Below are 21,415 nucleotides of genomic sequence, written 5' to 3' on the forward strand. Positions count from 1 at the left end.
CCTCCTGCAGGGCTGCGAAGGGCATGGCTGCGCTCGCGCGACTTCGCGTAGAGCCGGCCGCGGCTGCGGGTGGTCTCGATCGCCCGCACCACGACGGGCAGCGGCTCGACGACCAGTCGGCCGAGGCGGCGCCCCCGCCACAGCATGGTGGCGAGCACCGCGATCCCGAGCAGATAGACCAGCGGCGTGAACCACACCGGCAGCACCGCGAGCGGGTCGGCGTCGCGCTCGACGGGCGCGCCCGCCTCCGCACCGCCGTCGTCGCTCGGGACGAACCACACGACCCGCGGGTTGTCCGAGAGCAGCCGCAGCGCGAACGCCGCGTTGGTGTCGGAGGTGGTGCTCTGGTTGGTGAGCGGCCGAGTGGCGCCGAGGACGTCCACCGCAACGGAGTCCTTCGTGCCTTGCGTGCTCAGCAGGCCGTACCCACCGCTCACGGGGAAGCAGCTCTGCCAGCCGAGCTCGCTCTGTTCGCCGAACGCGTTCGCCCTGAAGATGTAGCTGCCCGGCCCGGTGGTGATCGTCGTCACCTGGTCGAACCGGGGGTCCGCACAGGTGGCGAACGTCGATGCCGACCCGGAGCCCCCGGAGCCCGAGCCGCTCGACCGGTCGTCGAACCCCGCGTAGTCGCCCTCCTGCACCGGGAGCCCGGTCGCCTCGTCCACCGCGGCGGCGGGCAGGCCGGCCAGCACCAGCCGCGCATAGCTGTCCCGCACCGACGCGATGGTCGTCATGGCGTCGCTGTAGACCTCGCTGCTGTCCGACACGACCAGCGTCGCGCCGCGTCGGTCAGCGTCGGTCGAGGCCGCCGAGGCCGTCGAGGCCGTCGAGGCCGTCGAGGCCGTCGAGGCCGTCGAGGCATCCGAGGCATCCGCCGACGCCGACGCCGACGCCGACGCACCCACGGACTGCGTGATGGCCCTCAGCTCGGCCTGGGTTCGCACGACGTCCACGCGGATCCCCTTGGCGCGCAACACCTCCACCAGCGCCTTGGTGCCGAGCCGCCCGGCGTTGTCGGGGTCGAGCGGGGTCTGGTTGCCACGGGGCCAGGTCGTCACCGCGAGCACCGCGACCGCTGCCACGACGACCGCGGCCCACAGCAGCGCGGACCGGATCTTGCCGCCGAGGCCGCGCTCGACGGGGCGCGCGGCACCGCTCGGTCGTGCCGTGTCGCTCGGGCCCGCAGCGCCGTGCGCGCGTGCGGTGTCGACACCGGCTGGAGGCACCCGCGTGCTGCTCATCGGGTCACCCTCGTCGTCGGGTGGCCCGGGTTGTCCTGGTGGTCCAGGTGGCCCGCCGCGGCGTGAGCACCGCCCGTGCCGTCGGCGTGCACCGGCCTGGCCGCGGCGAGCCGCTCGCCCAGGTCGAGCACGGCGACGACCTGATCCCGGCTGCTGCGCTCCTCGGCGCTGGAGCGATGACCGTAGGCCGCGCAGTCGAACCACCGTGCGGCGTCAGCGATCTCGTCGCGCTCGTCGGGGAAGGTGCGGCCCGCGACGGCAGCGATCTCGGTCACCGTGCGGCCCGGCACGTCGCCGAGGACGGCCCGACGGTCCAGGTCGGACACGATCGCGCGGAAGGCATCGACCAGCGCCGAGTCCAGCCGACCGTGCGCGAGGTGGTCCGTCGCGAGCGCGCGATAGTCGGCGGAGGTGAGGCGAGGGTCTACCAGATCAGTGGCGCGAGCGTCCTTGGCCGACAACGGATCCCGCCGAGCCGTCCGCAGGTAGCGCCAGGCGCCGGCGGCCAGGACGAGCACGAGGAGGGCCAGCACCACCCAGCCGAGGAGCGGCGACCCGCCCTCGCCACCGGCCAGCGCCTCCTGCAGCCAGTTCCACAGGCGTTCGAGCAGGCCTGGGCCAGAGTGATACTCGGGCTTGGCGAGCTCCTCGGCGAGCCACGATCTGGCCTCGTCGGGACCGGGCTCGAGCACCTGGACCAGCATCACCGTTGCGGCTGGCTCTGCCCGAGGCTCTGCAGGAGGGTGATGTCGAAGCCTTCCTTGCGCATCCGCTGGTCGAGGTAGAGCAGGCAGACGACCGCCGCCGCGAACGGCGACACGATCGCGGTGGCGAGCACCTGGGAGAGGAGGCTGCTGATCATGCTGAACACGAAGGCCATCGTCTGGTTGTTGGGGTCGATCATCAGCGGCGCGGCGACCCCACCGATGAGCTGCAGCGGGAAGCTGAGCACGCTCGAGGCCACCGACGTGATCAGGCCGCTGACCACGAGGATGCCGAAGATGCGCCAGAACGAGCCCGACACCAGGCGCCACGACCGCCGGAAGGCCTGCAGCACCGGCGAGCGCTCAAGCACGATGACGGGGGAGAGGAACATCCAGCGGGTGTAGAGCCACACGGCGATGACGACCAGCGCGATGGCCACGAGCACGGTGACCAGGACGGCGAGGCCGCTCGGCGCCGTCTCGAAGGAGTTCGAGCTGCTGATCAGCGCCCACAGCGCCACGCCGCCGAGGCCCAGCACCAGGACGAGCCACACGATGCTGGTGAGGATCGAGGCCCCGACGCTCGGCAGGATGCGGCTGCGGGCGGCCCGCCACGTCTCGCCGATGGTGGGCTTGCGACCGAGCACGGCCTCGCTCGCCACGTGTGTGAGCAACGCGGTGAGGACGATGCCGGACAACCCGAACGGCAGCATCGCCGCGGCCAGCCCACCGCCGAGGGAGAGCACCGAGCGGGTGTCGGGGACGGCGTCGGCGTTGGTGGTGGAGAAGATCGACCAGTCCACCCCCGACGCGAAGAGCCCGAGCAGCGGCAGCGAGATCACCAGGGCGACCAACTGCACGACGAGCGCCAGCCCGATGGTCGAGGCGGGGTTGAAGCGCAACAGCTTGATGGCGCCGTCGAGGATGTCACCGAGCGAGAGCGGCCGGATCGGCACGATGCCCGGCTTGAACGCCTGCCACGACGGGTAGCCCTGCTGGTAGCCGGGCTGCTGGTAGCCCGGCTGCTGGTAGCCGCCCTGCTGATAACCCGGCTGCTGGTAACCCTGCGCGTAACCCGGCTGCTGGTAACCGGGCAGCGGCGGTGCGGGCGGCGGCTGGGTGGGCTGCGGCGAAGGCTGCTGGTCCGGCTCCGGCACGGGTGCCGTGGGATCGCTGGGCTCGCGCCCCTGCCCCGGTGCCTGCCAACCCGAGTCGCTCATGTCCACCCCTGTCGAGTCGGGGCGTGACGATCACTACCCCCGTCTGTGGAGACGCTATCAGCGCCGGGCCAGCGCCTCCGCGCGCGACTCGGCCCGTCGCGGCGTGAGCGGGGTCGCCCCGAGTCGCCGCTGCCGGGCGATCACCTCGGGTTCCTGGCGCTTGAGCAGCAGCCCGCGCCGCCACAGCGTCAGCGGTGGCTTGCGGTGCTCGCGCAGGTCGCGGGCCAGCCGCAACCAGAAGGTCAGTCGCGGGTCGCGGCACACGCACCACGCGTCGGCGAGCAGGCCCTCCTGGCGCAGCACGGCGATCGCCTCCGCCGCGAAGATCCCCTCCGCCAGCACGTAGTCCGTGGGTCGAGCCTGCAGCTCGTGCTCACCGACGCGCCGCGACGCACTGATGTCGTAGACCGGGAGGCGGGCGCTGCCGGTGTGCACCAGCTCCGCGAGGACGGCTACGGCGCCGACGAGGTCCCAGCTGGCCGGGTCGTCCCAGTCGGGGATGCCCAGCTGGCCGATCGGCAGGCGGGGGTCGTCGCCGTCGAGATAGAAGTCGTCGAGCCGCACGATCGGCCAGCCGTGCCGCTGGGTGAGCCGCTCGCACAGCCGCGACTTGCCGGCGCCGCTCGGCCCGCAGACCACGACGACCCGCGCCGCCGCACCCCTCACGGGGCCGTGAGCGCGCGGAACGCGTCGACGAGCGCGGCGAGTCGTTCGGCGGCACGCCGGCGCGCCTCGGGCAGCCCGTCGTCGCCCGCACCAGCTGCACCGGCACCACCACCCGCACCACCACCCGCAGCCGCACCACCGGCCGCCGGCTCGATCACCTCGAGATAGACCTTGAGCTTGGGCTCGGTGCCGCTCGGGCGGACGATGACCCGGCTGTCGTCGTCGAGGTAGTAGCGCAGCCCCTCGGTCGGTGGCAGGTCGGGCGAGCCGACCGTCAGGTCGTCGGCACGCGAGACCTGGTGCCCGGCAACGGTGCTCGGCGGGTTGGCCCGCAGCCGCGCCATGATCTGCCCGATGATCGCGAGGTCGTCGACCCGCACCGAGAACGCATCGGTGGCGTAGACCCCGTGCCGGCGAGCGAGGTCGTCGAGGACGTCCAGCAGCGTGCGTCCCTGACCGCGCAGGATGGCGGTCATCTCGGTGAGCAGCAGCGCAGCGCTGATGCCGTCCTTGTCCTGGACGTGCTGCGGGTCGACGCAGTAGCCGATCGCCTCCTCATAGCCGTAGGTCAGGCCCGGGACCCTCGCGATCCACTTGAAGCCGGTCAGCGTCTCGGCGTGGGCGATGCCGGCGTCACGGGCCATCGCGGCGAGCAGCCGCGACGAGACGATCGAGTTCGCGAACACCGCGCCGTCGCCGCCCAGCCCACCCGCGCCGACCCCGTCGACGCCAGCAGTTGCATCAGCACGACCAGCAGCACCACCACCAGCAGCCAGCCGGTCGATCACGTGCTGACCGAGCAGCGCCCCGAGCTCGTCGCCGCGCAGCATCCGCCAGGTGCCGTGGTCGTCGACGGCCGCGGCGCACCGGTCGGCGTCGGGGTCGTTGGCGAGCACCACGTCGGGGCGGACCGAACCGGCGAGGGCGAGCGCGGCGTCGATCGCGCCCGGCTCCTCGGGGTTGGGGAAGGCCACGCTGGGGAAGTCGGGGTCGGGCGCCTGCTGGCTGGACACCTCGTGCGGCGCGGGGAATCCCGCTGCGGCAAAAGCCTTCTCGACGGTGGCGGACCCGACGCCGTGCAGCGAGGTGTGCACGACGGATACCGCGCGAGGCGCGTCGGGACGGACTACCGAAGCAGCCGCGTCGACGTAGGCCTGCTCGATCTCGTCGCCCAGGGTTTCCCAGCCGTCCTCCACCCGCGGGACGGACGCGACCGAGGGGACCGCCGCGATGTGCGCGGCGATCTCGGCGTCGACCGGGGGCACGATCTGCGAGCCGTCGCCGAGGTAGACCTTGTAGCCGTTGTCCTGCGGCGGGTTGTGGCTCGCGGTGACCATCACGCCGGCGTGCGCGCCGAGGTAGCGGATCGCAAAAGCCAGCACGGGCGTAGGGAGCGGGCGGGGGAGCACCATGGCCCGGCCACCGGCCGCGACGACGACCGCCGCTGTGTCACGGGCGAATTCGTCGGACTTGTGTCGCGCGTCGAAGCCGATGACGACGACCGGCTCGGGCTCGCCGCCCTCGTCCTTCAGCCAGGCGGTGAGGCCGGCCGCGGCGCGGATGACGACGGCGCGGTTCATCCGGTTGGGTCCGGCACCGATGGCACCGCGCAGCCCGGCGGTGCCGAACTCGAGCATCCCGGCGAACCGGTCCGCCAGGTCCACCGCGGCCGCCTCGTCGCCACTCTGCGCGGCGGCGATGACGGGCGCGAGCTCGCTACGGGTGTCGGGGTCGGGGTCGTCGTCGAGCCAACGCGTCGCCAGTTCGACCAGCTCGCCGGCCTCGCCGGCCTCGGTCGGCCTGCCGGCCTCGGTGGGCCCGCCGGCTGCGGTCGACTCGCCGCTCACTGGTCGTCCCCCTCGGCGATCGTGCGCACCACCTGGGCCAGCAGCAGGCCGCAGCGCGACGCGGCCTCGCGACCGGCGTCCAGGACCTCCTCGTGCGACAGCGGCTGGTCGGAGATGCCCGCGGCGAGGTTGGTGACCAGGGACACCCCGAGCACCTCGAGGCCGACGTGGCGGGCGGCGATCGCCTCCAAGGTGGTGGACATGCCCACGAGGTCACCCCCGATGGTCATCGCCATCTGCACCTCCGCCGGCGTCTCGTAGTGCGGCCCGCGGAACTGGACGTAGACCCCTTCGTCGAGCCCGGGGTCTACCGTCTTGGCGATCTCGCGCAGGCGAGGGGAGTAGAGGTCGGTGAGGTCCACGAAGGTCGCGCCCTCGAGGGGCGAGGTCGCGGTGAGGTTGATGTGGTCGCGGATGAGCACCGGGGTGCCCGGGCCCCACGCGGGGTTGAGCCCGCCGCAGCCGTTGGTGAGCACGATCGAGCTGCAGCCGGCGTCCGCCGCGGTGCGCACGCCGTGCACCACCGCGCGCACACCGCGTCCCTCGTAGAAGTGGGTGCGGGTCCCGAAGACCAGCGCCCGGCGACCGGTGTCACCGATCTCGACCGAGCGCATGACGCCCGAGTGCCCGGCGACGGCCGCCTTCGCGAAACCCGGCACGTCGGTGTTGTCGATCGTGGCCTTCGTCTCGCCGATCAGGTCGGCCGCGCCGCCCCAGCCCGAGCCGAGCACGAGGGCTACGTCGTGCCGGTCCACCCCGGTGCGGTCCGCGATCACCGCGGCCGCGGCCTGGGCCACCGCGAACGGATCGGTGGCGGGGTCGCTGAGGTCCAGGGCAGGCGCGTTCGTGCTCATGGGGGTCAGCCTACGGCGCGGGGGTCCCGGGCGTGGGCGCAGGCAGGGCTCCCACGAGGCTCGACGCCGCACGAGACGCAGCTAGAGTTGCGCTGGTCACAGTGGGTGGCCCGGCGACGGGCTACCCTGCGCAAGCCAGCAGACCCACCAGCCTCCCGCTGCCGAAGCAAGGACGTAGCACCATGCCCCTGGACGACCCCCGCACTCGGGTCTTCGTCGCCGAGCGTCCGTGGGGCCAGTTCGAGCAGTTCGTCCACAACGAGCGCGTGACGGTCAAGATCATCACGGTCCTTCCCGGACGCCGCCTGTCGCTGCAGCGCCACGAGAACCGTGGGGAGCTGTGGATCGTCCTCGACCACGCGATGCGGGTGGAGGTCGGCGACCAGGAGTGGGACGCCATGCCCGGCGAGCAGGTCTGGGTGCCCGACCACACGCTGCACCGCCTCAGCAACACCCTGTCGACCCCCTGCCGGGTGATGGAGGTCGCGTTCGGGCCCTTCGACGAGGCCGACATCGAGCGACTCGAGGACGACTACGCGCGGGCCGACCCCGAGGCCTGAGCGGCCCGATGATGGTTGGATAGAGCCGTGATCGAACGCACCTCGTCCGTCGTCATCCTCGGTGGTGGCCCCGGTGGCTACGAAGCCGCCCTCGTCGCCGCCCAGCTCGGCGCCTCCGTCACGGTCGTCGACCGCGACGGCCTCGGCGGCTCGTCGGTGCTCACCGACTGCGTCCCGAGCAAGGCCCTGATCTCCACGGCGTCGTTCATGACGCGCCTGGACGACACGCGCGCCCTCGGCGTGCACCTCGAGGACCCCGTCTCCGGTCACACCTCCGACCCCGAGGTCGACGACGTCGCCGTCGCCGACCTGCCGATCATCAACCGGCGCATCCTCGACCTGGCGTCCGCCCAGAGCGCCGACATCCAGGCGCGCCTCGAGAGCGAGGGCGTCCGGATCCTGCGTGGCGTCGGCCGGCTCGTCGGGCCGCTCGAGGTCGAGGCCACCCCGGCCGACGGCGGCGACCCGGAGCGGCTGACCGCCGACGTCGTGCTCGTCTGCACCGGCGCCACCCCCCGGGTGCTGCCCACCGCGATGCCCGACGGCGAGCGCATCCTCACGTGGAAGCAGATCTGGGACCTGCCCGAGGTCCCCGAGCGGCTCATCGTCGTCGGCTCCGGTGTCACCGGCGCCGAGCTGGCGCACGGCTACCTCGCGCTCGGCTCCGACGTCACCCTCATCTCCTCGCGCGAGCACGTGCTGCCCGGTGAGGACCAGGACGCCGCCAAGGTCATCGAGGACGTGTTCCAGCGACGCGGCATGACCGTGCTCTCCCGCTCGCGCGCCTCCGCCGTGGAGCGCCGCGGCGACGGGGTCGTCGTCACCCTCGACGACGGCCGCACCGTCGAGGGCTCGCACTGCATCATGGCCGTCGGCTCCGTCCCGCAGACCGACGGGCTCGGGCTCGAGGAGGCTGGGGTAGCCCTCGCACGCTCCGGACACATCGAGGTCGACCGCGTCTCGCGCACGACGGCGCGGGGGGTCTACGCCGCGGGGGACTGCACCGGAGCGCTCCCGCTCGCGTCGGTCGCCGCCATGCAGGGCCGCACCGCGATGTGGCACGCGCTCGGCGACGCCGTCGCGCCGATCAACCTGCACGGCGTCTCGGCCACGATCTTCACCGATCCCGAGATCGCCACCGTCGGCGTCTCCCAGCGCGAGATCGAGGACAAGAACCTCGACTGCGCCACCATCACCATGCCCCTCGGCACCAACCCCCGCGCCAAGATGGACCGCGTCACCGATGGCTTCATCAAGCTCTTTGCCGCCTCGGCCTCGGGCGTCGTCGTCGGCGGTGTCATCGTGGCGCCCAAGGCCTCCGAGCTGATCTTCCCGGTAGCCCTCGCCGTCACCAACCGCCTCACCGTCGACCAGGTGGCGCACACGTTCACGGTCTACCCGTCGATCACCGGCACCATCGCGGAGGCCGCCCGCCGTCTCCACCCCTCCAGCGAGGTCTAGGCTGCTCGCCGGCCGCTGCCCGGCGCCCGCGCCGAGACGTCGGTTGGTGACCGAGACGGCGGTTAGCCACGCGCAGGGCCTCGACATGGTGGTTAGCCACCGAAACGGCTGTGACAGCGCGCATCTCGGTGCCGAAGTGCCGCGTCGGCGTGCTTGGCGTGACGAAGTGCCGTCTCGGTGGCCACGTGCCATCTCAAGCAGGGGTAGACCGTGGCCTCTGCGCCCGCGTCGGCGTTGGCTGCGTGGGTGGGCAGCTAGGAAGCCTGACCGAGCCCGACGCCCGTGCTGACATGGCGGTTAGCGACCGAGACGGCGGTTAGCCACGCGCGGCACCGCGCCGACACGGCGGTTGGTGACCGAGACGGCGGTTAGCGCCCGGCGCCCGCGCCGACACGGCGGTAGGTGACCGAGACGGCGGTTAGGAACGCCCCGCGCCTCGACATGGTAGTTGGCCACTGAAACGGCTGTGACAGCGCGCGTTTCGGTGGCGAAGTGCCGTGTCGGCGCGCTTGGCGTGACGAAGTGCCGTCTCGGTGACCAAGTGCCATCTCACGCCCGACGCAGGCGCGTCACCCACGACACGCGTCACCCACGACACGCGTCACCCACGACCCGCGGAAGCGACCTGAAAGCAACCGAGAAGGGCTACTCGGCGTCCTTGATCTCGACCAGGACGGCGCCGTTGGAGACGGTCTCGCCGACGTTGGCGGCGATGGAGGTGATCACGCCGGCCTTGTGGGCGTTGATGGGCTGCTCCATCTTCATGGCCTCGAGGACGAGCACGAGCTCGCCGGCCTCGACCTGCTGGCCCTCCTCGACGGCGATCTTGACGATGGTGCCCTGCATCGGCGCGGTGAGGTGGTCGCCGGACGCGGCCGCGCCGCCACGCGAGCCGCCACCGGCGCGGCGGGGGGCCTTCTTCTTGGCCGCACCACCAGCACCACCAGCACCGCCGCCACCCAGCGACAGGTCACCGGGCAGTGAGACCTCGAGGCGCTTGCCGCCCACCTCGACCACGACGGTCTGGCGCGGACCGGACTCCTCGGCGCCCTCAGCACCCTCGGAGCCGCCGGCGTAGGGCGGGATGTCGTTGTCGAACTCGGTCTCGATCCACCGGGTGTGGATGCGGAACGGCTCGGCCGGGTCCTCGGGGGCGAACGCGACGTCGCTCACGACCTTGCGGTGGAAGGGCAGCACGGTCGGCATGCCGTCGATCTCGAACTCCGCGAGCGCGCGGCGGGACCGCTCGAGCGCCTGCTGGCGGGTGCGGCCGGTGACGATCAGCTTGGCGAGCATCGAGTCGAAGTTGCCGCCGATGACGTCCCCGGTCACGACGCCGGAGTCGACGCGCACGCCGGGGCCCGACGGCGGGTTGAAGACGGCGACTGTGCCGGGGGCCGGCAGGAAGTTGCGGCCGGCGTCCTCGCCGTTGAGGCGGAACTCGAAGGAGTGGGCGTGCGGCTCGGGGTCGTCGTAACCGAGCTCCTGGCCCTCGGCGATGCGGAACATCTCGCGGACCAGGTCGATGCCGGTGACCTCCTCGGTGACCGGGTGCTCCACCTGGAGGCGGGTGTTGACCTCGAGGAAGGAGATGGTGCCGTCCTGGGCGACGAGGAACTCGCAGGTCCCGGCGCCGTGGTAGCCGGCCTCCTTGAGGATGGCCTTGGACGCGCGGACGAGCTCGGCGTGCTGCTCGTCGCTGAGGAAGGGCGCGGGGGCCTCCTCGACGAGCTTCTGGTTGCGCCGCTGCAGCGAGCAGTCTCGGGTCGAGACGACCACGACGTTGCCGTGCTGGTCGGCGAGGCACTGGGTCTCGACGTGGCGCGGCTTGTCGAGGAAGCGCTCGACGAAGCACTCGCCGCGGCCGAACGCGCTGACCGCCTCGCGGACCGCGGAGTCGAACAGGTCCGGGATCTCCTCGATGGTGCGGGCGACCTTGAGGCCACGCCCGCCGCCGCCGTAGGCCGCCTTGATGGCGACCGGCAGCCCGTGCTCCTTCGCGAACGCGACGACCTCGTCGGGACCCTCGACCGGGTCCTTGGTGCCGGGCACCAGCGGGGCGTTGGCGCGGGTGGCGATGTGGCGTGCCTTGACCTTGTCGCCGAGGGCGTCGATCGCCTCGGGGGAGGGGCCGATCCAGATCAGCCCGGCGTCGATCACGGCCTGCGCGAAACTGGCGTTCTCGGCGAGGAATCCGTAGCCCGGGTGGACGGCGTCCGCGCCCGACCGCTTCGCGATGTCGAGGATCTTGTCCTGCACGAGGTAGGTCTCGGCCGAGGTGCTGCCGTCGAGGGCGTAGGCCTCGTCGGCCACCCGGACGTGCAGCGCGTCGCGGTCGGGGTCGGCATAGACGGCGACGGACGCGATGCCGCTGTCGGTGCACGCACGAGCGACGCGGACCGCGATCTCGCCGCGGTTTGCGATCAGAACCTTGGAGATGGACGCCATGGCCCGGACTCTAGTACGGACCGAGCACGCCCACCCGTCGGCAAGAGACGGATCTTCGTCACATCCCGGGCTAGGGTGGGGAGACATGAGCGTGCCTCGCATCTTCCTCAATGACGGCCACAGCATCCCCCAGGTGGGCTTCGGTGTCTGGCAGGTGCCGGACGACGAGGTCGCCGAGGCGGTCCACGTAGCGCTGGAGGTCGGCTACCGCCACATCGACACCGCCGCGATCTACGGCAACGAAGAGGGCGTCGGCCGAGCCCTCAAGGTCACCAACGTCCCTCGCGACGAGCTCTTCGTCACCACGAAGGTGTGGAACTCCGACCAGGGCTACGACTCGACCCGCAAGGCGCTGGACACCTCCCTCGCCAAGCTGGGGCTGGACCACGTGGACCTCTACCTCATCCACTGGCCGTGCCCCGAGGCCGACCGGTACGTCGACACCTGGAAGGCCATGCTCGAGCTCAAGGAGTCCGGCAAGGCGCTGTCGGTCGGCGTCTGCAACTTCCAGCCCGCGCACCTGCAGCGGCTCATCGACGAGACGGGGGTCGCGCCGGCGATCAACCAGATCGAGCTGCACCCCTACCTGCAGCAGGACGAGCTCCGGGCGTTCAACGAGGAGCACGGCATCGTCACCGAGGACTGGAGCCCGCTGGCCTCCGGCAAGGACGTCATGGACGACGAGACGATCTCCGAGATCGCCGAGGCGCACGACGTCACGCCCGCCCAGGTGATCCTGCGCTGGCACGTCCAGCTCGGCGACGTCGTGCTGCCGAAGTCGGTCACGCCCGAGCGGATCCGCTCCAACCTGGACCTGTTCGACTTCGAGCTGTCCGGCGAGGAGATGGCCGCGATCGCGGCGCTGGACCGGGGCATGCGGACTGGCCCGGACCCCGACACGTTCAACGAGGGTGCGCGCTAGTCCCGACCGGACGGCTTGAGCCAGAAGAACAGGATGATCAGCAGGACGGCGGTCACGAGCGCGCCGGCCGTGGGTCGGCCGCTCGCCGCCGTGCTGCTGACGTCAGCAGTGCGCGTCCCGCCGGTCGTCACGGTCGAGTCCGTCGTGCCCGTAGACCCCGTGGTCCCGGTCGTGCCCGTAGCGCCGCTGGTGCCGCTGGGGTTCGAGCCGGCCCGGGCGGCGGCCAGGACGGACTGCAGCGTCCGGGTCAGCTCCCAGCTGGTCGAGGCGTCCTGGTAGGTGCCGTTGGAGGCCGACGCGATGCACTGCAGCTGGCTTCGCGCGGCCGAGTCGACCGCCAGGCCGACCGTGTGGATCGTGACGCCGATGCCGCGGTCCTCGAGCGCCTTGACGGCGTCGCACGGGTCCTCGTAGCACGACTCCTTGCCGTCCGAGACGAGGATGACCGTGCGCCGGCCGCCCGACCCGAGGTCGTCGGCGGCCTGCCGCAGTGCGTAGCCGATCGGCGTGTCCCCATGGGGCGTAAAGGAATTCACCAGGCGCTTCAGCGTGGGGCGGTCCAGCGGGCCGACCGGGTGCACGAGCCGGCTGTCGCGGCAGGCGGCTGCCGTCGGCGGTCCCTTGACCTTGATCGTCGAGCCGTAGACCCGCAGGCCCACCTGCGCGTCGTCGGCCGTCTCGTCGATGATCCGCGTCAGCGCGGTGCGTGCCGCCTGCATTTTGGTCTCGCCGCTGCCTGCCGGCTCGGCCATCGATCCGGAGTCGTCGAGGAGCAGCAGCACGCGGGCCGGCCCGGTCGCCACCTGCTGGTTGGAGCCCTGCTGGTCGGTGCCCTGCTGGGTGGTGGCCTGGCCGGTGGGGTTCTGCGCGCCACCGTCCGCGCCGGGCACCACCGCGCTGGCCAGCGGGCCGGGCGTGACGGGTGCGGCCGTCACGGTCCGGGTGACGGTGGGGACGACGGTCTGCGTGACGGTGGGCCGCGCCGTCGCGGTGAGGGTCGGGAGCGCCGCCGGAGTGGCCGTCGTGGCCGGGTCGCCCGCGCCGAACGGGTCGGCGCAGCCGCTCAGCAGCACCAGGCCGGTGACGGCGACGGTGGCGGCGAGCGGGCGGCTGGGCATCGGATCCTCCGACGTAGGCGAGGGCAAGGGAGCGAGGCGGCGAGGTGGACGGTCTACGTCAGAGTCGCATGCAACTGGGACAGAAGGGACATGAGTGACGCGGTGCGCTCCACTCGTGACCGACCCGCAACCCATCTGCAACCGCCACCGCCACCGCGGGCTACCCATAAACTGGCGCCATGAGCGCGCAAGGTCTTCAGCAGTCCGTCGACAAGATGCGAGCGGCCGGTCAGGCCGAGGAGTCCATCAACGCCTTCACCCACTACTACCGCCTCCTCGAGGAGGGCTACCAGGGGACCATCGCGGAGGACGAGATCGAGCCGGTCGAGGGCCTCGACGCGCTCGCCGACCTGCACTTCTCCGACGAGCAGCTGAAGGACGCGATCGCCAAGACCGTCGTCATCAAGCTCAACGGCGGCCTGGGCACGTCCATGGGCATCACCGGTCCCAAGGCGGCGCTGCCGGTCATGGAGGGGCTGACCTTCCTCGACGTCATCGCCAAGCAGGTGCTCGCCATCCGCGAGCAGTACTCCGTAGAGCTCCCGCTCGTCCTGATGCACTCCTTCCGCACCCGCGACGAGTCGCTACAGATCCTCGCGAAGTACCCCGACCTCGCGGTGGACGGCCTCGACCTGGACTTCCTGCAGAACGCCGAGCCCAAGCTCACGGCCGACGCGCTGGAGCCGGTCGAGTGGGCCGCCAACCCCGACCTCGAGTGGTGCCCGCCGGGCCACGGTGACCTGTTCGTGGCGATGCAGGCGTCCGGCGTCCTCAAGGCGATGCGCGACAAGGGCCTGAAGTACGCCTTCATCTCCAACTCCGACAACCTCGGTGCCGTCCCAGACGCCCGGGTCGCGGCCTGGATGGCGGCGTCCGGGGTGCCCTTCGGGATGGAGGTGTGCCGGCGCACCCGCTCGGACCGCAAGGGCGGTCACATCGCTCGCCGCAAGGCCGACGGACGCCTCGTCCTGCGTGACACCGCGATGGTTGTCGAGGGCGAGGAGGACCAGTTCCAGGACATCTCCAAGCACACGCTGTTCAACACCAACAACCTGTGGATCGACCTCGACGCGCTGGCCGAGATCCTCGACGCCAACGGTGGGGTGATGGGTCTACCGATGATCGTCAACCACAAGACCGTCGACCCGGCCGACAAGAAGTCGACCAAGGTCATCCAGATCGAGACGGGCATGGGCACCGGCATCGAGGTCTTCGAGGGCGCGGATGCCGTTGTCGTGGAACGCGATCGGTTCAAGCCGGTCAAGACGACCAACGACCTGCTGGTGCTGCGCTCGGACTTCTACGAGCTCGACCTGGCCGGCCGGCTGGTCGCCTCGCGCTCCGGTGACGAGCCCTTCGTCGACCTGGACGGCGACCACTACAAGGTGCTGGCGCAGTTCGACGAGCGCTTCCCGCAGGGGGCGCCCAGCCTCACCGCCTGTAACAGTCTCAAGGTCATCGGCGACGTCACCTTCGGCGAGCGGGTCGTGTGCACCGGCGACGTCCTGATCGAGGCGCAGACCCCCACCTTCGTCGAGGACGGCGCCGTCCTGTCGTAGACCGGACCGGGGCGGCTCGGGGTCGCCGCCGCGAGCTCGCGGGAGTGGCTACGGGCTGACGCTTCTCGCCGACCGCCGCGAGGTCTGCCCTGCAGTGTCGGAGGCCAGCTCGGCGCGGCAGCGCGCCTCGAACTCGCCGAGCTCGCGCAGCGCCTCCTGGACGTCCAGGAGGCGCTGCTCCAGGTCCGCCCGCCGGTCACCGATCTGACCGAGGACGTACTCCAGCTGGGCGCGCTGGCCGTGGACGTCATCGTAGAGGTCGACGATCGTACGGATCTCCTCGAGCGGGAAGCCGAGCCGCTTGCCGCGCAGGATGAGCTGCAGCCGGGTGCGGTCGCGGCGGCGGAAGACGCGCACCGTGCCGCGCCGCTCGGGGGAGAGCAGGCCCAGCGACTCGTAGTGCCGCAGGGTCCGGTGGGTCACGCCGAAGTCGTCGGCGACCTCGGCGATGGACCACTCGTCCTGTGCCGTGGTGGTCTGCGGGCTTGTCATGCCGACCAGGATGCTTTACGTTTACGTCAACGTCAAGAATGCCCCGCACACGTCGCCGCACCCACCCCTCCGCGGCGACGACCCGGCCACCACCGTCGCTGCCGAAGGGACCCGCCCCATGTTCGAGCTCACCCGTGACCACGAGGACTTCCGCCGCACCGTGCGCGAGTTCGCCGAGGCCGAGATCGCCCCGCACGTCGCCGAGTGGGACCGTGAGCACCACTTCCCGGCGGACCTGATCCCGAAGCTCGGTGAGCTGGGCCTGTTCGGCCTGGTCGTCCCCGAGGAGCTCGGCGGCCACAAGGACGCGAGCGGCGAGGGTGGCGAGTTCACCTACCTCTGCCTCGCCATCGAGGAGCTCGGCCGGGTGGACCAGTCCATCGGCATCACCCTGGAGGCCGGGGTGGGACTCGGCATCAACCCGATCCTCACCTACGGCACGCAGGAGCAGAAGGAGCGCTGGCTGCCCGACCTCGCCGCCGGCCGCACCCTCGCGGGCTTCGGCCTGACCGAGCCGGACGCCGGCTCCGACGCCGGGGCCACCAAGACCCGCGCTCGCCTCGAGGACGGCGAGTGGGTCGTCGACGGCGCCAAGTCGTTCATCACCAACTCGGGCACGAACATCACGTCGCTGGTCACCGTCACGGCGCGCACCGGCGAGACCGAGGACGTCAAGCCCGAGATCAGCACCATTATGATCCCTTCTGGCACACCGGGATTCACCGTCGCGCCGCCCTACCACAAGCTCGGGTGGAACATCTCCGACACCCACGGCCTGTCCTTCGAGGGCGTCCGCGTCCCCGAGGCCAACCTGCTGGGGAAGCGCGGGCACGGCTTCAAGCAGTTCCTCGCGACCCTCGACGACGGACGCATCGCCATCGCCGCGCTCGCCGTCGGCTGCATCCAGCGGATGCTCGAGGAGTGCGTCGCCTACTCCTCGACCCGCCTCGCCTTCGGGCGGCCGATCGCGGTCAACCAGGGCATCTCCTTCCAGGTCGCCGACCTCGCCGTCATGGCCGAGACCGCCCGGCTGCTCACCTACAAGGCCGCCTGGCTCAAGGACGAGATGGACGCCGGTCGCCGCACGGCCAAGGAGGTCAAGCAGGCCGCGTCGATCGCCAAGCTCTACGCGTCGGAGGCGGCGGTGACCTCCACCCGGGTCGCCACGCAGGTTCTCGGCGGCAACGGCTTCATGGAGGAGTACCCCGTCGCGCGGTTCTACCGCGACTGCAAGATCCTGGAGATCGGTGAGGGCACCTCGGAGGTGCAGCGCATGCTCATCGCCCGCGGTCTCGGGCTCCCCGCCGCCTGACGGCCGTCCGCAGAAAGGACCCGGTAGAGATGACGCAGGCTTCCGACCCCAAGGTCGCGCAGGTGCGTGCTCGGCTCCAGGCCGCGCACGACGCGTCCGCAGCGCCGACCGAGCAGGCCGCAGCCAAGCTCGCCAAGCAGGGCAAGCTCTATGTGCGAGAGCGGATCTCGTTGCTGGTCGACGACGGGTCGTTCGTCGAGGACGGACGCTACGCCAACGCCCTGGCGGACGGGCTGCCGGCTGACGGGGTGGTCACCGGGCGGGGCACCGTCGACGGCCGGCCGGTCATCGTGGTTGCGAACGACCCGACGGTCAAAGCGGGTTCGTGGGGTGCGCGAACGGTCGAGAAGATCGTGCGTGCCACCGAGACGGCGCTGCGCGAGGAGCTGCCCGTCTTCTGGTTCGTCGACTCGGCCGGTGCGCGCATCACCGACCAGGTCGAGATGTTCCCCGGGCGGCGCGGCGCCGGGCGCATCTTCCACAACCAGGTCGCGCTGTCCGGCAAGGTGCCCCAGATCTGTTGTCTCTTCGGGCCGTCCGCGGCCGGCGGTGCCTACATCCCCAGCTTCACCGACCTCGTGATCATGGTCGACGGCAACGCGTCGATGTATCTCGGGAGCCCCCGGATGGCCGAGATGGTCGTGGGGGAGAAGGTCACCCTCGAGGAGCTCGGTGGCGCGCGGATGCACTGCACCGTCTCCGGCGTGGGCGACCTGCTCGCCGCCGACGACGCCGAGGCGATCGAGCTGGCCCGGCTCTACTTCTCCTACCTGCCGCAGAGCTGGCGCGGCGAGCTGCCCGTCTTCGACCCCGAGGCGCCGATCGAGCCGCTCACGGCCGAGCACGTGCCCGAGGTCGAGTCGGTGCCGTTCGACATGCACGACGTCATCGACCGGCTCGTCGACGACGAGCAGTTCTTCGAGGTCAAGCCCGACTTCGCCGCCGAGCTGATCGTGGGTCTCGGGCGGATGGAGGGCCGGACGGTCGGCTTCGTCGCCAACAACTCGGCCGTCAAGGGTGGCGTCCTGTTCAGCGACTCCGCCGACAAGGCAACGCGATTCATCACGATGTGCGACGCCTACTCCATCCCGATCGTCTACCTCGCCGACGTGCCCGGCTTCATGATCGGCTCGGAGGTCGAGCGTGGCGGCATCATCCGGCACGGCGCCAAGATGGTTTACGCCGTGTCGATGGCGACCGTCCCGCAGATCTGCGTCGTCGTCCGAAAGGCTTACGGCGCAGGGCTCTACGCGATGGGCGGGCCCGGTTTCGCCCCCGACGCCACGATCGCGCTCCCGACGGCGCGGATCGCCGTGATGGGGCCCGAGGCCGCGGTCAACGCGGTCTACGCCAACAAGATCGCCGCCATCGAGGACCCCGCCGAGCGCGAGGAGTTCGTCCGCACGCGGCGCGAGGAGTACCTCGAGGACGTCGACCTCGAGCGCCTCGCCGCCGACCTCGTCATCGACGACATCGTCGACCCCGAGGACCTGCGGGCAGACCTCGTGCGCCGGCTCGCCTACGCCGCCGGCCGCGACCGCCACTTCGCCACGAAGCGGCACGGCATCTCACCCGTCTGACGACCGGCCGTCTCGAGGGGTGCAGACCGCGGTTGGTGCGCTCGGGTCAGGAGATCAGCCGCTGCACGGAGAACCAGCCGATGTCGAGCTGACCGAGCAGGTCGCGCAGCAGCGGCAACGAGACGCCGACGACGTTGTGGTAGTCCCCCTCGATCGCCGTGACGAACGGGCCGCCGAAGCCGTCGACGGTGAAAGCGCCTGCGACGCCGAGCGGTTCGCCGGTCTTGATGTAGGCACGTATCTCGCGGTCGGACAGGTCCGCGAAGTGCACGACGGTAGATCCGACGGCACCGATCGAGCCGCCGGTGCCCTTGCGGTCCAGGTCGCGGTTGTCGATCAACCAGTGCCCGGTGTGCAGCACCCCGGAGCGCCCACGCATCAGCTCCCACCGGTCCCGGGCGGCCTCGGGAGTGCCCGGCTTGCCGTAGGCGACCCCGTCGATCTCGAGCACCGAGTCGCACCCGAGCACCAGCGACTCGTCGGGGACGTCCTGGTGGCCGAGCCCCCAGGACAGGCGGGACGCGACGTCCTCGCACTTGGCGCGGGCGAGCAGCAGCGCGACGTCGCTGGGCGTCAGCGGGTCCGCACCCTCGGGCAGCGCAGCGCTGGCCTGTGCGACGGCGCCGTCCTCGTCCACCTCGGACACGCAGACGACGGGGGCGATCCCGGCGCCGCGCAACGTCTTCAACCGCGCGGAGGACGCCGACGCGAGGACGAGCGGGATCTGCTTCATGGCCTCAACCCTAGCCCCGGGGCCAGCCCGGAGACGAAGCTCGCCAGCGCGTCCGCCACGGCCTCGGGGTGCGTCACCGGCGCGAAGTGCGTGGCGCGCGGGACGGTCACCGTCGTCGCTCCCGCGTGCGCCGCAGCCGCGAATTCCTTGGCGTGCAGGCCCAGCTGGTCGAGCTGGCCGTTGACGAGCAGCACGGGGGCGTCGACGTCGCGCAGCAGCTCCGGGCCGCACCGGGCCATCACCGCCGCCCAGGCGGACGGCAGTGCTGCGTAGGCCCCGCCGCCGCCGACCACGGCCGCCACGTCGAGGTCGGGCGCGATGCGCACCAGCACGCGGTTGACCGCCCGCGCCAGCCGCTCGTGGTCCACCCGGGTCGACAGCCCTGCGAACCCCCGGTAGACGACTGCGAGCCGGCTGCGTGGGTCGGCGCTGGCCCCGAGCAGGGCAAGTCCAGCTAGCCGGCCGGGGTGGTGCGCGGCCCAGTCCAGCGCGACGTAGCCACCCAGGCTGTGGCCCACCAGCACGTCCACCCGCTCCGACTCAGCCGACTCAGCCGACTCAGCCGACCCAGCCGACTCAGCAGACTCTCCCGAGTCTTCCGACCCCGTCGACCCTGCCGGCCCTCCCGACACGGCCGCCGACACCGTCTCCAGCGCACCCTGCCAGGTGAACGTCTCGGCCACCCGGGAGCCGTGACCGGGCAGGTCGGGGGTGACGAGCTCTACGCCGGCGAGCCGGTCGGCGAGCAGCGCCGGGTAGGCGTCCCAGAAGCGTGCGCTCATCCGGGTGCCGTGCACGAGCACGAGCCGGACGGCGTTGGGGGACAAGGGTGCTCAGCTCCCGAGCAGGTCGTCCACGAAGCACCAGCGCCAGTGCTCACCCGGCTCGATCGAGCGCATCACCGGGTGGTGGGCCGTCTCGTAGTGCTTGCTCGCGTGCTTGCCGACCGAGGAGTCGCAGCACCCGACGTTGCCGCAGGTGAGGCAGAGCCGCAGGTGGACGGGGGTGAGCCCCTCGGCCTTGCACTCGAGGCACCCGTCGTGGCTGGTGGGCTCCACCATGACGGGCGCCTCGGCGAGGTGCTCGCACGGGCTGTCGGGGATCGACGGGGTGAGCATCTCGCCGCGGACGGCGCGGGCGCGCTGGTCGAGGCGGCTGATCATCGACTCCTCGACGTCCAGGCTGGCGAGCGCCGCGTCGAACACCTCGGCGTCGGTCCAGCCCTCGGAGCGCACCTTCAGCAGCTCTTCGCGCTCGGCGGCCAAGGTGGCGAGCCGGAGCCGGCGATAGGTGTCGGACGGGGTGTCGACCTCGAAGGACGGGCGCCCGAGGCTCTCCCAGATCGCGTTGGTGCGCCGCTCGGCCTCGTCGCGGATGCGCTCGGCGACCGGGTCGCCCGGCTCGGTGAGGTGGTCCAGCTCGGCCATGCCGGCCGCGGTCGTGCGCTGCATCAGCGTGGCCATCTGCAGGGCGTCCTCACGCGGGTCGGGTCCGTGGACGTCGAGCCGGCGGGCCAGCCAGGGCAGGGTGAGCCCGAGCAGGAGGAGGGTGCCGGCCGTGACGACGAGGGCGATGAACACCAGCACGTCGCGGTAGGGCACGTCGGCCGTGAGCGTGAGGGCGGCTGCCAGCGTGACCACGCCGCGCATACCGGCCCAGGAGATGATGACGGACTCGCGCCACGGCCTGGCGTCCTCGGGGTGGCGGCGCACCCGCACCAGGGCCCGGGTGGCCATCACCCAGACGACGCGCAGGACCACCACGGCCACCAGTACGGCGAGCGCGGCCAGCACGACCCGGGTCGCGCCGAGGTCGCTGGTGAGGGCGTTCTCCACGATCGTGCTGGCCTGCAGGCCGATGAGCAGGAAGACGGTGTTCTCGAGGAGGAACTGGACCGTGGCCCAGTTGGTGCGCTCCGACACCCGGCTCGCCGCGGTCTGCACCATCGGCGCCTTGTGGCCGAGCAGCAGGCCCGCGACGACCACGGCGAGCACCCCCGACGCGTGCAGCTCCTCGGCCGGCGCGTAGGCGAGGAACGGCACGACGAACGACAGGCTGACCAGGGTGATCGTGTCGGTGGTGCGCTTCTGGACCAGGGCGACGAGCTTGGCGACGACGAAGCCCACCGCGATGGCGATGACGACGGCCTTCACGAAGTCCCACAGGACTCCGCCGACGGTGACGGCCGCCCCGAGGGCGACGGTCGCGGTCCGCAGGCTCACCAGCGCCGTCGCGTCGTTGACGAGCGACTCGCCCTCGAGGATGGTCACGACCCGTCGCGGTAGACCGATCTGTCGGGCCACGGCGGTGGCGGCCACGGCGTCCGGCGGGGCGACCACCGCCCCGATGGCGAACGCAGCCGCGAACGGGATGGGCAGCAGGGCGGTGAGCAGCAGGGCTACGCCGAGCGCGGTGAACAGCACCAGCCCGATGGACAGCCAGCCGATCGCGGAGGCGTTCTCCCGGAAGTCGATCAGCGAGGTGGCCCGGGCCGAGGCGTAGAGCAGCGGCGGCAGGATCCCGATCAGCACCAGCTCGGGGGCCAGCCCCGGCTGGTGCACGAACGGCAGGTAGGAGCCGATCAGACCGACGACGAGCAGCAGCAGCGGGGCCGACGCCGAGTAGCGCCGGGCCACGGCCGCCACCGCCAGCACCGTGAGGGCCAGCAGGACGAGGGTGATGAGCAGCTCCACGCCGC

General features: G+C 71.6%; 18 protein-coding genes. 6 read left to right on the forward strand and 12 right to left on the reverse strand.

Annotated elements, in window-relative coordinates; translation table 11 throughout:
• From MM440_RS15140 to MM440_RS15165, 6 genes are all read right to left on the reverse strand, one after another.
• A partial coding sequence (locus MM440_RS15140; protein WP_241445420.1) for a DUF4350 domain-containing protein occupies nucleotides 1-1,241 on the reverse strand: 1,241 nt, incomplete at its 3' end.
• A complete protein-coding gene (locus tag MM440_RS15145) occupies nucleotides 1,238-1,933 on the reverse strand; it encodes a DUF4129 domain-containing protein (protein ID WP_241445422.1) in 696 nt (231 codons plus the stop codon). The genes MM440_RS15140 and MM440_RS15145, both read right to left, overlap by 4 nt.
• Nucleotides 1,934-1,944: 11 nt before the next feature.
• Nucleotides 1,945-3,165 carry a DUF7847 domain-containing protein gene (locus MM440_RS15150; protein ID WP_241445425.1) on the reverse strand — a complete coding sequence of 407 codons (1,221 nt, stop codon included), beginning with the start codon at nucleotides 3,163-3,165 and terminating at the stop codon, nucleotides 1,945-1,947.
• 57 nt (nucleotides 3,166-3,222) lie between these two features.
• Complete coding sequence (locus MM440_RS15155; RefSeq protein WP_241445434.1) at nucleotides 3,223-3,831, reverse strand: uridine kinase family protein; 609 nt, start codon at nucleotides 3,829-3,831, stop codon at nucleotides 3,223-3,225.
• Nucleotides 3,828-5,603, reverse strand: coding sequence for a phospho-sugar mutase (locus MM440_RS15160; protein ID WP_241445858.1), 1,776 nt, complete (start codon nucleotides 5,601-5,603; stop codon nucleotides 3,828-3,830). The genes MM440_RS15155 and MM440_RS15160 overlap by 4 nt, the downstream gene beginning before the upstream one ends.
• A 71-nt stretch (nucleotides 5,604-5,674) precedes the next feature.
• Nucleotides 5,675-6,532, reverse strand: a complete 858-nt coding sequence (locus MM440_RS15165; protein WP_241445436.1) for a purine-nucleoside phosphorylase — start codon at nucleotides 6,530-6,532, stop codon at nucleotides 5,675-5,677.
• A 182-nt stretch (nucleotides 6,533-6,714) separates the two neighbouring features.
• Between MM440_RS15165 and MM440_RS15170 the strand changes: the two genes are divergently transcribed.
• Together MM440_RS15170 and MM440_RS15175 are read left to right on the forward strand one after the other, a co-directional pair.
• Nucleotides 6,715-7,092, forward strand: a complete 378-nt coding sequence (locus MM440_RS15170; RefSeq protein ID WP_241445438.1) for a phosphomannose isomerase type II C-terminal cupin domain — start codon at nucleotides 6,715-6,717, stop codon at nucleotides 7,090-7,092.
• 27 nt (nucleotides 7,093-7,119) lie between these two features.
• Nucleotides 7,120-8,553 carry an NAD(P)H-quinone dehydrogenase gene (locus tag MM440_RS15175; protein ID WP_241445440.1) on the forward strand — a complete coding sequence of 478 codons (1,434 nt, stop codon included), beginning with the start codon at nucleotides 7,120-7,122 and terminating at the stop codon, nucleotides 8,551-8,553.
• A 645-nt stretch (nucleotides 8,554-9,198) separates the two neighbouring features.
• Here the strand turns inward: MM440_RS15175 and MM440_RS15180 are convergent.
• Nucleotides 9,199-11,001 (reverse strand): acetyl/propionyl/methylcrotonyl-CoA carboxylase subunit alpha, encoded by a 1,803-nt coding sequence (locus MM440_RS15180; RefSeq protein ID WP_241445441.1) that lies wholly within the window; start codon nucleotides 10,999-11,001, stop codon nucleotides 9,199-9,201.
• Between the two features lie 85 nt (nucleotides 11,002-11,086).
• On the opposite strand from MM440_RS15180, the gene MM440_RS15185 reads away from it, so the two are divergent.
• A complete protein-coding gene (locus MM440_RS15185) occupies nucleotides 11,087-11,923 on the forward strand; it encodes an aldo/keto reductase (protein WP_241445443.1) in 837 nt (278 codons plus the stop codon).
• On the opposite strand, the gene MM440_RS15190 is transcribed toward MM440_RS15185, so the two are convergent.
• A complete protein-coding gene (locus tag MM440_RS15190; RefSeq protein WP_241445445.1) occupies nucleotides 11,920-13,041 on the reverse strand; it encodes a vWA domain-containing protein in 1,122 nt (373 codons plus the stop codon). The two genes, MM440_RS15185 and MM440_RS15190, sit on opposite strands and share 4 nt — an antisense overlap.
• A gap of 179 nt (nucleotides 13,042-13,220) precedes the next feature.
• Here MM440_RS15190 and MM440_RS15195 point away from each other — a divergent pair, with 179 nt between their 5' ends.
• Nucleotides 13,221-14,600 (forward strand): UTP--glucose-1-phosphate uridylyltransferase, encoded by a 1,380-nt coding sequence (locus tag MM440_RS15195; RefSeq protein ID WP_241445446.1) that lies wholly within the window; start codon nucleotides 13,221-13,223, stop codon nucleotides 14,598-14,600.
• Nucleotides 14,601-14,648: 48 nt separating this feature from the next.
• Here MM440_RS15195 and MM440_RS15200 read toward each other — a convergent pair whose 3' ends face one another.
• Nucleotides 14,649-15,092 carry a MerR family transcriptional regulator gene (locus MM440_RS15200; protein ID WP_241445454.1) on the reverse strand — a complete coding sequence of 148 codons (444 nt, stop codon included), beginning with the start codon at nucleotides 15,090-15,092 and terminating at the stop codon, nucleotides 14,649-14,651.
• 118 nt (nucleotides 15,093-15,210) lie between these two features.
• Between MM440_RS15200 and MM440_RS15205 the strand changes: the two genes are divergently transcribed.
• Together MM440_RS15205 and MM440_RS15210 are read left to right on the forward strand one after the other, a co-directional pair.
• Nucleotides 15,211-16,404: an acyl-CoA dehydrogenase family protein gene (locus MM440_RS15205; RefSeq protein WP_241445860.1), complete on the forward strand. Its 1,194-nt coding sequence runs from the start codon at nucleotides 15,211-15,213 to the stop codon at nucleotides 16,402-16,404.
• A 29-nt stretch (nucleotides 16,405-16,433) separates the two neighbouring features.
• A complete protein-coding gene (locus tag MM440_RS15210; protein ID WP_241445456.1) occupies nucleotides 16,434-17,984 on the forward strand; it encodes an acyl-CoA carboxylase subunit beta in 1,551 nt (516 codons plus the stop codon).
• Nucleotides 17,985-18,030: 46 nt separating this feature from the next.
• On the opposite strand, the gene MM440_RS15215 is transcribed toward MM440_RS15210, so the two are convergent.
• The 3 genes from MM440_RS15215 to MM440_RS15225 are packed head-to-tail and all read right to left on the reverse strand — an operon-like array spanning nucleotide 18,031 to nucleotide 21,410.
• Entirely contained in the window at nucleotides 18,031-18,717 is a 687-nt protein-coding gene (locus MM440_RS15215) for a Maf family protein (protein ID WP_241445466.1), read from the reverse strand.
• Nucleotides 18,714-19,544 (reverse strand): alpha/beta fold hydrolase, encoded by an 831-nt coding sequence (locus MM440_RS15220; RefSeq protein WP_241445473.1) that lies wholly within the window; start codon nucleotides 19,542-19,544, stop codon nucleotides 18,714-18,716. Before MM440_RS15220 ends, MM440_RS15215 begins: the two co-directional genes overlap by 4 nt.
• A gap of 6 nt (nucleotides 19,545-19,550) precedes the next feature.
• Nucleotides 19,551-21,410: a Na+/H+ antiporter gene (locus MM440_RS15225; RefSeq protein WP_241445482.1), complete on the reverse strand. Its 1,860-nt coding sequence runs from the start codon at nucleotides 21,408-21,410 to the stop codon at nucleotides 19,551-19,553.
• Nucleotides 21,411-21,415 lie beyond the last annotated feature (5 nt).

Origin of the sequence: Arsenicicoccus piscis, assembly GCF_022568835.1 — a bacterium.
Lineage (GTDB): Bacteria > Actinomycetota > Actinomycetes > Actinomycetales > Dermatophilaceae > Arsenicicoccus > Arsenicicoccus piscis.

Coding starts and splice junctions, on each gene's coding strand:
- MM440_RS15165 (WP_241445436.1), bottom strand. CDS start 6,532: ATGAGCACGAACGCGCCTGCCCTGGACCTCAGCGACCCCGCCACCGAT.
- MM440_RS15170 (WP_241445438.1), top strand. CDS start 6,715: ATGCCCCTGGACGACCCCCGCACTCGGGTCTTCGTCGCCGAGCGTCCG.
- MM440_RS15150 (WP_241445425.1), bottom strand. CDS start 3,165: ATGAGCGACTCGGGTTGGCAGGCACCGGGGCAGGGGCGCGAGCCCAGC.
- MM440_RS15195 (WP_241445446.1), top strand. CDS start 13,221: ATGAGCGCGCAAGGTCTTCAGCAGTCCGTCGACAAGATGCGAGCGGCC.
- MM440_RS15215 (WP_241445466.1), bottom strand. CDS start 18,717: ATGAAGCAGATCCCGCTCGTCCTCGCGTCGGCGTCCTCCGCGCGGTTG.
- MM440_RS15185 (WP_241445443.1), top strand. CDS start 11,087: ATGAGCGTGCCTCGCATCTTCCTCAATGACGGCCACAGCATCCCCCAG.
- MM440_RS15200 (WP_241445454.1), bottom strand. CDS start 15,092: ATGACAAGCCCGCAGACCACCACGGCACAGGACGAGTGGTCCATCGCC.
- MM440_RS15180 (WP_241445441.1), bottom strand. CDS start 11,001: ATGGCGTCCATCTCCAAGGTTCTGATCGCAAACCGCGGCGAGATCGCG.
- MM440_RS15210 (WP_241445456.1), top strand. CDS start 16,434: ATGACGCAGGCTTCCGACCCCAAGGTCGCGCAGGTGCGTGCTCGGCTC.
- MM440_RS15205 (WP_241445860.1), top strand. CDS start 15,211: ATGTTCGAGCTCACCCGTGACCACGAGGACTTCCGCCGCACCGTGCGC.
- MM440_RS15190 (WP_241445445.1), bottom strand. CDS start 13,041: ATGCCCAGCCGCCCGCTCGCCGCCACCGTCGCCGTCACCGGCCTGGTG.